The following is an 11,303-nucleotide window of genomic DNA, read 5'->3' as shown; positions in this document are numbered from 1 at the left end:
CGGGGGTCACACAGGTGAGTACGGCCGCAACGACGGGTTTCTGCAGGGTCACCGTCGTGGCCCCGGACAGCCGCATAGACGTGGCGCTGCCCGAGGACATCGCCGTGGCCGACGTCTACCCCGAACTCCTGCGCCTCACCGGCCAGACCCAGCCCGTCGGCGCCCCCACCGGCTACCACCTGGTCCGCCGCGACGGCTCCGTCCTCGACGGCGCCCGCACCCTCGCCGCCCAGCAGGTCCTCGACGGCGAAGTCCTCAGCCTGCGCCCGTTCGCCGAATCCCTGCCGCCCGCCGTCTTCGACGACGTCTCCGACGCCGTCGCCTCCGCCGTGGTCCGCGACCGGCACCGCTGGAGCGACGACATGCTGCGCGGCGCCGGCCTCACCGCCGCCGTGGTCCTCTTCGTCCTGATGGGCTTCGTCCTCTGGTACGCCGACCCCGTCCGGCACGACATGCACGGCCTGGCCGGCATCATCGCCGGCGCGGCCGGCCTGCTCCTCACCGCCGCCGCCGGCGTCCGCGCCCGGGTCTACCGCGACCGCGGCTCCGCCGTCGCCCTGGGCCTCGGCGCCCTCCCGCTGCTCCTCATCGCCGGCTCCGGGATCGTCGCCCCCGACACCGGCGAGGGCCCCGGCCGGCTCCAGTTCCTGCTCGGCTGCGTCTGCGTCCTGGTCGCCGCCGTCGCCCTGGTCGCCCTCACCCCCAGCGGAGACGCCGTCTTCGTCGCGGCCACCTTCCTGGCCGTCACCGGCACCCTCGCCACCTTCCTGGCCATCGTCACCGAGGCCTCCGCCGCCGGCACCGCGGCCGTCTGCGCCCCCGTCGCCATCGGCCTGGTCGCCTTCCTGCCCGGCCTCTCCGCCCGCTTCGCCCGGCTGCCCATCGGCTACGCCGCCCCGCAGAGCTCCGTGGACAACCACGAGCACCCGGACCCGTACGAGACCGACGCCTACGCCGACCCGTCCGCCGACGGCGCCGAGCCCGCCACCCCCCTGGACGCCGAGCTGATCGCCGCCCAGGCCCGCCGCGGCCACGAGATGCTGCTCGGCCTGGTCGGCGGCTGCGCCGCCGTCGCCGTCGGCTCCGCCGCCGTCCTCGGCTTCTCCGACAACACCTGGGGCAAACTGCTCGCCCTGGCCACCGGCCTCGCCATGCTGCTGCGCGCCCGCCTGTTCCGCTACACCTCCCAGGTGGTCTGCGCGCTGACCGCCGGACTGGTCGCCATCGCCCTGCTGGTCCTGGGCCTGGCCCTGAACCCGCCGATGAACCTGGTGACCGAGCTCGCCAAGTACGGCGAGAGCGGCGATCTGGACCTCCGCACCATCTGGCTGTCCGCCGCCGTGGCCGCCGGCGCCGCCCTGCTCGCCGGAATTGGACTGGTCATCCCCCGCAAGGGTCTGTCACCCTTCTGGGGGCGCCTCCTCGACCTCACCGAGGCCGCGGTCCTGCTCAGCCTCATTCCGCTGTGCCTGGCCGTCCTCGACGTCTACTCCCGGGCCCGGTCTCTCACCAGCTGAGACACGCCGACCGGGCAGCCTGGTACGCTGTGTGACGGTCGTCTGTGCATGCGCCTCGAAGGCTGCCGCCAGACCCACCCGCCTCCCGAGTCACCGAAGCTCCCCAGAGAAGCAGACCTGGGGCACTCGGAGGCAACGTACGTACACGAGGAGTAACAGTGTCGCTCGACACCGCCACGAAGAAGCAGATCATCGCCGAGTTCGGCACCAAGGAGGGCGACACCGGCTCCCCCGAGGTCCAGGTCGCCATGCTCTCCCGCCGGATCTCGGACCTGACCGAGCACCTCAAGGCCCACAAGCACGACCACCACTCCCGCCGTGGTCTGCTGATCCTGGTCGGCCAGCGCCGCCGCCTGCTGCAGTACCTGGCCAAGAAGGACATCCAGCGCTTCCGTACGCTGGTCGAGCGCCTCGGCATCCGCCGCGGTGCCGCGGGCGCCAAGTAAGACGCTGTGAAGGGAGCGGTTCCCAACGCCAGGGGGCCGCTCCCTTTGCTGTACGTGCGGGACGTACCGGACGCTTTGTAGTCTGGACACAGCGCGCACAACCGAAGCACAACCGAAGCACAACTGAAGAGGGGGAGCGCCCTCCCTACGCACGCCGGTCCTCGGTAGTGGCACCCGGAGAGCCCGTACGGGCCCCGTCCCGGGTGCTTCGATCGAAGACCGGCCCGCACGCAAGGCGCGCTTCTCCTGACCGTCCTCCACCACACGGGTGGCGGACGGAGACGACGAAAATGGAGAAAACGCTAGTGGAGAACGAGACCCACTACGCCGAGGCCGTCATCGACAACGGCTCCTTCGGCACCCGCACCATCCGCTTCGAGACGGGCCGTCTGGCCCGCCAGGCCGCCGGCTCCGCCGTTGCCTACCTGGACGACGACACGATGGTCATGTCCGCGACCACCGCGTCCAAGAAGCCCAAGGACCAGCTCGACTTCTTCCCCCTGACGGTGGACGTCGAGGAGCGGATGTACGCCGCCGGCAAGATCCCCGGCTCCTTCTTCCGCCGCGAGGGCCGCCCCTCCGAGGACGCCATCCTCACCTGCCGCCTGATCGACCGCCCGCTGCGCCCCTCCTTCAAGAAGGGCCTGCGCAACGAGATCCAGGTCGTCGCCACGGTCATGGCGCTCAACCCCGACCACCTGTACGACGTCATCGCGATCAACGCCGCGTCCGCGTCCACCCAGCTGGCCGGTCTGCCCTTCTCCGGCCCGGTCGGCGGCGTCCGCGTCGCGCTGATCCGCGGCCAGTGGGTCGCCTTCCCGACGCACACCGAGCTCGAGGACGCCGTCTTCGACATGGTCGTCGCGGGCCGCACCCTCGAGGACGGCGACGTCGCGATCATGATGGTCGAGGCCGAGGCCACCGACCGCACGATCCAGCTGGTCAAGGGTGGCGCCGAGGCGCCCACCGAGGAGATCGTCGCGGCCGGCCTCGACGCCGCCAAGCCGTTCATCAAGGTCCTGTGCAAGGCGCAGGCCGACCTCGCCGCCAAGGCCGCCAAGCCCACCGCCGAGTTCCCGATCTTCCTGGACTACCAGGACGACGTGTTCGCGGCCCTCTCCGACGCCGTCCGCGGCGAGCTCGCCCAGGCGCTCACCATCGCCGGCAAGCAGGAGCGGGAGAGCGAGCTCGACCGCATCAAGGAGATCGCCGCCGAGAAGCTCCTCCCGGCCTTCGAGGGCCGCGAGAAGGAGATCTCCGCCGCCTACCGCAGCCTGACCAAGGCCCTGGTGCGCGAGCGCGTCATCAAGGACAAGGTCCGCATCGACGGCCGCGGCGTCACGGACATCCGTACGCTGGCCGCCGAGGTCGAGGCGATCCCGCGGGTCCACGGCTCCGCCCTGTTCGAGCGCGGCGAGACCCAGATCCTGGGCATCACCACCCTCAACATGCTCCGCATGGAGCAGCAGCTGGACACCCTCTCCCCGGTGACCCGCAAGCGCTACATGCACAACTACATCTTCCCGCCGTACTCCGTCGGCGAGACCGGCCGCGTCGGCGCCCCCAAGCGCCGCGAGATCGGCCACGGCGCCCTGGCCGAGCGCGCGATCGTCCCGGTCCTGCCGACCCGCGAGGAGTTCCCCTACGCGATCCGCCAGGTGTCCGAGGCCCTCGGCTCCAACGGTTCGACCTCCATGGGCTCCGTCTGCGCCTCCACCATGTCGCTGCTGAACGCCGGTGTGCCCCTCAAGGCCCCGGTCGCCGGCATCGCCATGGGCCTGATCTCCCAGGAGATCGACGGCGAGACCCACTACGTCACCCTCACCGACATCCTCGGTGCGGAGGACGCCTTCGGCGACATGGACTTCAAGGTCGCCGGCACCAAGGAGTTCGTCACCGCCCTCCAGCTCGACACCAAGCTGGACGGCATCCCGGCCTCCGTCCTGGGTGCGGCCCTCAAGCAGGCCCGCGACGCCCGCCTCCACATCCTCGACGTGATGATGGAAGCGATCGACACCCCGGACGAGATGTCCCCCAACGCCCCGCGGATCATCACCGTCAAGATCCCGGTGGACAAGATCGGTGAGGTCATCGGCCCCAAGGGCAAGATGATCAACCAGATCCAGGAGGACACCGGCGCCGAGATCACGATCGAGGACGACGGCACCATCTACATCGGTGCCGCCGACGGCCCGGCCGCCGAGGCCGCCCGCGCCACGATCAACGGCATCGCCAACCCGACCATGCCGGAGGTCGGCGAGCGCTACCTGGGCACGGTCGTCAAGACCACCACCTTCGGTGCCTTCGTCTCCCTGCTCCCGGGCAAGGACGGCCTGCTGCACATCTCGCAGATCCGCAAGCTCGCCGGTGGCAAGCGCGTGGAGAACGTCGAGGACGTGCTCGCGGTCGGCACCAAGGTCCAGGTCGAGATCGCCGAGATCGACCAGCGCGGCAAGCTCTCCCTGATCCCCGTGATCGAGGGCGAGGCAGCCGCCGACGAGGCTGACAAGGACGACTCCGACAAGTGATGTCGCGTAGTTCCCGTGTGACGGCCCGCCCCTCTTCGGAGGGGCGGGCCGTCGCCCGTACCCAAACCCTCCTCAAGGGCGAGAACGGCATCGGCACCGTCCGGCGCACCGTCCTCCCCGGCGGACTGCGCGTCGTCACCGAGACGCTGCCCTCCGTCCGCTCCGCCACCTTCGGGATCTGGGTGAACGTCGGCTCGCGCGACGAAACCCCGACCCTCAACGGCGCCACGCACTACCTGGAGCACCTCCTCTTCAAGGGCACCGGGAAGCGGTCCGCCCTCGACATCTCCGCCGCCGTCGACGCGGTCGGCGGAGAGATGAACGCCTTCACGGCGAAGGAGTACACCTGCTACTACGCGCGGGTGCTCGACACCGACCTGCCGCTGGCCATCGACGTGGTCTGCGACATGCTCACCGGCTCCCTCATCCTGGAGTCCGACGTCGACGCCGAGCGCGGGGTCATCCTCGAAGAGATCGCGATGACCGAGGACGACCCGGGCGACATGGTCCACGACCTGTTCGCCCAGACCATGTTCGGCAACAGCCCGCTGGGCCGGCCGGTCCTCGGCACCGTGGAAACGATCAACGCGCTCACGGCCGACCAGATCCGCCGCTTCTACAAGAAGCACTACGACCCCACCCACCTGGTGGTCGCAGCCGCGGGCAACGTCGACCACGCCAAGGTGGTCCGCCAGGTCCGCGCTGCGTTCGAGAAGGCCGGCGCGCTCGGCCGCACCGACGCCGTGCCCACCGCCCCGCGCGGCGGCACCAAGCGGCTGCGCACCGTCGGCCGGGTCGACCTGGTCAACCGGAAGACCGAGCAGGCCCACGTGGTCCTCGGCATGCCCGGCCTGGCCCGCACCGACGAGCGCCGCTGGGCGCTGGGCGTACTGAACACCGCTCTCGGCGGCGGCATGTCCTCCCGCCTCTTCCAGGAGGTCCGGGAGAAGCGGGGCCTGGCCTACAGCGTGTACTCGTATACCTCCGGCTTCGCCGACACCGGCCTGTTCGGCGTGTACGCGGGCTGCCGCCCCAGCCAGGTTCACGACGTACTGAAGATCTGCCGCGACGAACTCGACAAGGTCGCCTCCGAGGGACTCACCGACGAGGAGATCAAGCGGGCCGTCGGCCAGCTCTCCGGCTCCACCGTCCTCGGCCTGGAGGACACCGGCGCGCTGATGAACCGCATTGGCAAGAGCGAGCTGTGCTGGGGCGACCAGATGTCGGTCACCGACATGCTGGACGCGATCGCCTCGGTCACCCCGGAGGACATCCGTGCCGTCGCACAGGATGTACTGGCCCAGCGACCCTCGCTGTCGGTGATCGGCCCGCTCAAGGAGAAGCAGGCCGCCCGCCTCGACGACGTGGTCGCGTAGTCCCGTACGGAGTGAAGGAAGCGAAGACATGAGCAAGCTGCGCGTGGCGGTCCTCGGAGCCCGGGGCCGGATCGGCGCCGAGGCGGTCAAGGCCGTCGAGGCCGCCGAGGACATGGAACTGGTCGCCGCCCTGTCCCGCGGGGACCGGCTGGAGACCCTGACCGAGACCGGTGCCCAGGTCGCCGTCGAGCTGACCACCCCGGCCTCGGTCATGGACAACCTCGAGTTCTGCGTGGGCCACGGCATCCACGCGGTGGTCGGCACCACCGGATGGACCGAGGACCGCCTCGCACAGCTGAACACCTGGCTCTCCGCCTCCCCGGAGACCGGTGTGCTCATCGCTCCCAACTTCTCCATCGGCGCCGTGCTCACCATGAAGTTCGCGGTCCAGGCCGCGCGCTACTTCGAGTCCGTCGAGGTCGTCGAGCTGCACCACCCCAACAAGGTCGACGCCCCCTCCGGCACCGCCACCCGCACCGCCCAGCTCATCGCCGAGGCCCGGTCGAAGGCAGGCTGCGCCCCGCAGCCCGACGCCACGGCCACCGCCCTCGACGGTGCGCGCGGTGCGGACGTGGACGGCGTCCCGGTGCACGCGGTCCGCCTGCGCGGCCTGCTGGCCCACCAGGAGGTGCTGCTCGGCAGCGAGGGCGAGACCCTGACCATCCGACACGACTCCCTGCACCACAGCAGCTTTATGCCGGGCATCCTGCTCGGCGCGCGCCGTGTGCCGCAGACCCCGGGCCTCACCTTCGGCCTGGAACACTTCCTCGACCTGGGCTGAGCCATGCGCGCGAAGATCACGTACCTCATCACGGCCGCCGTGCTGGCCGTCTACTTCGTGCTGGCCGGAGGCCGCGGTCTGGCCCTCATCCGGATCGGCACCCCACTGACCGTCACCTTCGGCGTGATGGTGCTGATCCTCCCGGTCATCGGCATCTGGTTCCTCTGGAAGAACACCCAGTTCGTCAAGAAGGCCCACCAGCTGTCCACCGAGCTGGAGGCCGAGGGCGGGCTGCCCGTCGACGAGCTGGAGCGGGACGGGTACGGGCGGATCCTGCGGGACTCCGCCGACGAGGTCTTCGCGCGCCGCAAGGCCGAGACGGAGGACGCGCCGGGGGACTGGCGCACCTGGTTCCGGCTGGCCGTGGCCTACCACGACGCCCGCGACACCCCGCGGGCCCGCAAGGCCATGCAGCGCGCCATCGCCCTGCACGACAAAAAGCCCGTACGGGTCTGAACGCCCCGTACGGGCTTCGTCCGGCGGACGGCTCGGTGCCGGTTCTGCCGGTTCAGCCGGGTCCGGTTCGGCCGGGTCCGGCTCAGCGGGCGGCCGGGACCGTCCGGTACTCGTCGGCCCAGGCCTCCACGGTGTCCGCCGCCCGCTCGAAGGCCTCCCCGCGGGCCAGGAAGTCCGCACTGTGGTCGGTGAGCAGAGCCGGCAGCGGGGACGCGCCCTTGGCCGCCACGGTCAGCGCCTGGCCCTGCACCGTCCTGGGCAGTCCGAGCCAGCGCACCGGCTGCTGGACGGTCCGGATCGCCTCGACCTGGCTCCAGGAGACCGTACGGGTCCCGAAGAAGGACACCCGGCGCAGCCCCGTACGGCTCACCCAGACCCCGGCCCGCAGCATCCGGGCGGTGCCGCCGACCACGGCGAGCGCGGCGGCCAGGCAGACGGCCGCGCCGGTCCACGCGCCGGCGAAGGCGATGATCATCGTGGCCAGCAGCATGAACGAGGCCACCAGGAGCAGCACCGCCCCGATGGCCACGCGCCAGGGGCCGGGCCGGTAGGGCCGCCGCCAGCGGTCGTGGTCGTCGTGGGGCAGCGCGACATCGTCCAGGTCGGCCGTCAGGAAGGACAGGGGCACGGCTGATCCTCACTCATTTGCACATCGGCGGCCGGCCGTCAGCGCTCCTGGGACGCCTCGGACTGCTGGGCCTTCTCGGGCGCCTTGTGAGGCTGCAGTGCGGGCATGCCGAAGAGGAGCGAGCCGACGAGCCCCGCCACCACGGTCAGTCCGACCAGGGTACGGGCGGCGAGCTGGGTCGTGCTCAGGCGCTCCCTCGGCGGCGGAGTGACGTTACTGCGGAAACGGTCGGCCTCGGCGACGAAGGCGAACGGGACGGGCTCGCGCCGGTGGAACATGTCGGGCCTCACTCCTCACGATGTCACGGTCTGCTGTTACCCGGTAGGACGAACGAAGGGCCCGATCGGTGCCCTAATCCGGCATATTGCCGAAAACATCTGGCTGTCCGTCAGGAAGGGCGGCGGCCGGCACACGCTTGGGGCGCGCGTAAAGTGGGCGCGGCACGGCCGATGTGACCTGGTGTGACCTGGAAGGACCTCGTGAGCGAGACCCCCGAGCTGAAGATCGACTTCCGAAGCGACGTGACCGTCGACTTGGTGAAGCACTCCGCCGCAGACTCCGACGTGCTGTGGGCCGCCCGTGTCTCCACGGCCGGTGAGCAGTCCCTCGACGAGCTGCAGAAGGACCCCGAGCGCTCCAAGGGCCTGATCAACTACCTGATGCGGGACCGGCACGGCAGCCCGTTCGAGCACAACTCGATGACGTTCTTCATCAGCGCCCCGATCTTCGTGTTCCGCGAGTTCATGCGGCACCGGGTCGGCTGGTCCTACAACGAGGAATCCGGCCGCTACCGGGAGCTCCAGCCGGTCTTCTACGTACCGGACGCGGCCCGCAAGCTGGTCCAGGAGGGCCGCCCGGGCAAGTACGTGTTCGTCGAGGGCACCCAGGCCCAGCAGGAGCTGACCGGCCGGGTCATGGAGGACTCGTACCGCCAGGCGTACGAGGCGTACCGGGAGATGCTGGCGGCGGGCGTGGCCCGGGAGGTTGCCCGTTCGGTCCTGCCGGTCGGACTTTTCTCCTCGATGTACGCCACCTGCAACGCGCGCTCGCTGATGCACTTCCTCGGGCTGCGCACCCAGCACGAGCTCGCGGCGGTGCCCTCCTTCCCGCAGCGGGAGATCGAGATGGTCGGCGAGCAGATGGAGGAGCACTGGGCCCGGCTGATGCCGCTGACCTACGCGGCCTTCAATGCGAACGGCCGAGTGGCCCCGTAACCGGGCTCCCGGACGGATGTACGAAGTCAAGACCGAAGTGTCCGTATTGCGACGTTTCGTGAAGTTCATCTAGGCTGATCAAACGGACCCGGCACTGCTTGAACCCCCGAGCAGGCAGTGCCGGGCTCCACACCCTGTTGACGTCCCCCGAGGGGACACCGCGAGCATGGCAGCGAGTAGCGTGTTACCCATGGCTCCGATCTCGACTCCGCAGACCCCCTTCGGGCGGGTCCTCACCGCCATGATCACGCCGTTCACGGCGGATGGCGCACTCGACCTCGACGGCGCGCAGCAGCTCGCCGTCCACCTGGTGGACGCAGGCAACGACGGCCTGATCATCAACGGGACCACCGGTGAGTCCCCGACCACCACCGACGCGGAGAAAAACGACCTCGTACGAGCCGTGCTCGAGGCGGTCGGCGACCGCGCCCACGTCGTCGCCGGCATCGGCACCAACGACACCCACCACACCCTCGAGCTCGCCCGCCAGGCCGAGCGCACCGGCGCACACGGCCTGCTCGCCGTCACCCCGTACTACAACAAGCCCCCTCAGGAGGGTTTGTACCGGCACTTCTCGGCCATCGCCGACGCCACCGAGCTCCCGGTCATGCTGTACGACATCCCCGGCCGCAGCGGCGTCCCGATCAACACCGAGACCCTGGTCCGGCTGGCCGAGCACCCGCGCATCGTCGCCAACAAGGACGCCAAGGGCGACCTCGGCCGCGCCAGCTGGGCCATCGCCCAGAGCGGCCTGGCCTGGTACTCCGGCGACGACATGCTGAACCTCCCGCTCCTCTCGGTCGGCGCAGTCGGTTTCGTCTCGGTCGTCGGCCACGTGGTCACCCCGGAACTGCGCTCCCTGCTGGAGGCCCACCTCGGCGGCGACGTGCAGAAGGCCACCGAGATCCACCAGAAGCTGCTCCCCGTCTTCACCGGAATGTTCCGCACCCAGGGCGTCATGACCACCAAGGCCGCCCTGGCCCTGCAGGGCCTCCCGGCCGGCCCGCTGCGCCTTCCGATGATCGGACTGACCGACGAGGAGACCGCGCAGCTCAAGATCGATCTTGCCGCCGGCGGGGTACAGCTCTGACATCAGACTTCACAACTGAACAAGCAGTCCACACACACAACAGCAAGTGCACGAATGTCATGCGCGCCACGTGCCTTAAGGGGTACGTGGCGCGTGTGGTGAGGAGAGACTTTTGAGCCATCCGCATCCGGAACTCGGCCCGCCGCCGAAGCTGCCCAAGGGCGGCCTTCGCGTCACCCCTCTGGGTGGCCTGGGCGAAATCGGCCGGAACATGACCGTCTTCGAGTTCGACGGCCGACTGCTGATCGTCGACTGCGGCGTCCTCTTCCCCGAGGAGGAGCAGCCGGGCATCGACCTGATCCTGCCGGACTTCTCGTCCATCAGGGACCGCCTCGACCAGATCGACGGCATCGTCCTCACCCACGGCCACGAGGACCACATCGGCGCCGTCCCCTACCTCCTCCGGGAGAAGCCGGACATCCCGCTGATCGGCTCCAAGCTGACGCTCGCCCTGATCGAGGCGAAGCTCCAGGAGCACCGCATCCGCCCCTACACCCTCGAGGTGAAGGAAGGGGACCGGGAGCGCCTCGGCAACTTCGACTGCGAGTTCATCGCGGTCAACCACTCCATCCCGGACGCCCTGGCCGTCGCCATCCGGACCCCCGCGGGTCTGGTCGTCGCCACCGGCGACTTCAAGATGGACCAGCTCCCGATGGACAACCGCCTCACGGACCTGCACGCCTTCGCGCGGCTGAGCGAGGAGGGCATCGACCTCCTTCTCTCGGACTCGACGAACGCCGAGGTCCCGGGCTTCGTCCCGCCCGAGCGCGACATCTCCAACGTGATCCGCGGCGTCTTCGCCGGCGCCCAGAAGCGGATCATCGTCGCCTCCTTCGCCAGCCATGTGCACCGCATCCAGCAGATCCTGGACGCGGCCCACGAGTACGGACGACGGGTGGCCTTCGTCGGCCGCTCGATGGTCCGGAACATGGGCATCGCCCGCGACCTGGGCTACCTCCGGGTCCCGGCCGGCCTCGTCGTGGACGTGCGCTCGCTGGACGACCTGCCGGACGACGAGGTCGTGCTGGTCTGTACGGGTTCCCAGGGCGAGCCGATGGCCGCCCTGTCCCGGATGGCCAACCGCGACCACCAGATCCGGATCGTCCCGGGCGACACGGTGATCCTGGCGTCCTCGCTGATCCCCGGCAACGAGAACGCGGTCTACCGCGTGATCAACGGCCTGACCCGCTGGGGCGCCAACGTCGTCCACAAGGGCAACGCCAAGGTCCACGTCTCGGGCCACGCCTCGGCCGGCGAGCTGCTGTAC

11 protein-coding genes (1 of these 11 cut by a window edge) are annotated in these 11,303 nt (G+C 70.0%); 9 read left to right on the top strand and 2 right to left on the bottom strand.

Going from position 1 to position 11,303, the window contains the following annotated elements; genetic code table 11:
• Nucleotides 1–14: 14 nt before the first annotated feature.
• The 6 genes from eccD (at nucleotide 15) to DEJ50_RS09000 (ending at nucleotide 7,104) form a co-directional block, all read left to right on the top strand.
• Nucleotides 15–1,517, top strand: a complete 1,503-nt coding sequence (gene eccD / locus DEJ50_RS09025) for a type VII secretion integral membrane protein EccD (protein ID WP_150207050.1) — start codon at nucleotides 15–17, stop codon at nucleotides 1,515–1,517.
• 158 nt (nucleotides 1,518–1,675) lie between these two features.
• Complete coding sequence (gene rpsO / locus DEJ50_RS09020) at nucleotides 1,676–1,963, top strand: 30S ribosomal protein S15 (protein ID WP_150207049.1); 288 nt, start codon at nucleotides 1,676–1,678, stop codon at nucleotides 1,961–1,963.
• Nucleotides 1,964–2,268: 305 nt separating this feature from the next.
• A complete protein-coding gene (locus DEJ50_RS09015; RefSeq protein ID WP_150212010.1) occupies nucleotides 2,269–4,491 on the top strand; it encodes a polyribonucleotide nucleotidyltransferase in 2,223 nt (740 codons plus the stop codon).
• Nucleotides 4,488–5,867: a M16 family metallopeptidase gene (locus DEJ50_RS09010; protein ID WP_150207048.1), complete on the top strand. Its 1,380-nt coding sequence runs from the start codon at nucleotides 4,488–4,490 to the stop codon at nucleotides 5,865–5,867. The genes DEJ50_RS09015 and DEJ50_RS09010 overlap by 4 nt, the downstream gene beginning before the upstream one ends.
• Nucleotides 5,868–5,895: 28 nt before the next feature.
• Complete coding sequence (gene dapB / locus DEJ50_RS09005; RefSeq protein WP_150207047.1) at nucleotides 5,896–6,648, top strand: 4-hydroxy-tetrahydrodipicolinate reductase; 753 nt, start codon at nucleotides 5,896–5,898, stop codon at nucleotides 6,646–6,648.
• 3 nt (nucleotides 6,649–6,651) lie between these two features.
• On the top strand, nucleotides 6,652–7,104 hold the full coding sequence (locus tag DEJ50_RS09000) for a hypothetical protein (protein WP_150207046.1): 453 nt from the start codon (nucleotides 6,652–6,654) through the stop codon (nucleotides 7,102–7,104).
• An 82-nt stretch (nucleotides 7,105–7,186) separates the two neighbouring features.
• Here DEJ50_RS09000 and DEJ50_RS08995 read toward each other — a convergent pair whose 3' ends face one another.
• Both DEJ50_RS08995 and DEJ50_RS08990 read right to left on the bottom strand, forming a co-directional pair.
• Complete coding sequence (locus DEJ50_RS08995; protein WP_150207045.1) at nucleotides 7,187–7,732, bottom strand: PH domain-containing protein; 546 nt, start codon at nucleotides 7,730–7,732, stop codon at nucleotides 7,187–7,189.
• A 38-nt stretch (nucleotides 7,733–7,770) separates the two neighbouring features.
• On the bottom strand, nucleotides 7,771–8,010 hold the full coding sequence (locus tag DEJ50_RS08990) for a hypothetical protein (protein ID WP_150207044.1): 240 nt from the start codon (nucleotides 8,008–8,010) through the stop codon (nucleotides 7,771–7,773).
• A 201-nt stretch (nucleotides 8,011–8,211) separates the two neighbouring features.
• Between DEJ50_RS08990 and thyX the strand changes: the two genes are divergently transcribed.
• The 3 genes from thyX to DEJ50_RS08975 all read left to right on the top strand — a co-directional run.
• Nucleotides 8,212–8,946, top strand: a complete 735-nt coding sequence (gene thyX / locus DEJ50_RS08985) for an FAD-dependent thymidylate synthase (protein WP_150207043.1) — start codon at nucleotides 8,212–8,214, stop codon at nucleotides 8,944–8,946.
• Nucleotides 8,947–9,136: 190 nt separating this feature from the next.
• The gene (dapA, locus tag DEJ50_RS08980; RefSeq protein ID WP_150207042.1) at nucleotides 9,137–10,036 is read left to right on the top strand and encodes a 4-hydroxy-tetrahydrodipicolinate synthase; all 900 of its coding nucleotides are present in this window, start codon (nucleotides 9,137–9,139) and stop codon (nucleotides 10,034–10,036) included.
• A 112-nt stretch (nucleotides 10,037–10,148) separates the two neighbouring features.
• Nucleotides 10,149–11,303, top strand: the 5' portion of a protein-coding gene (locus DEJ50_RS08975; RefSeq protein WP_150207041.1) for a ribonuclease J. 531 nt of this gene lie beyond the right edge of the window; 1,155 of the gene's 1,686 nt are visible here — the first part of the coding sequence; the start codon lies at nucleotides 10,149–10,151; the stop codon falls past the right edge of the window.

The organism is Streptomyces venezuelae (assembly GCF_008642295.1).
Lineage (GTDB): Bacteria > Actinomycetota > Actinomycetes > Streptomycetales > Streptomycetaceae > Streptomyces > Streptomyces venezuelae_C.
This window is presented reverse-complemented; position numbering and strand designations above follow the sequence as displayed.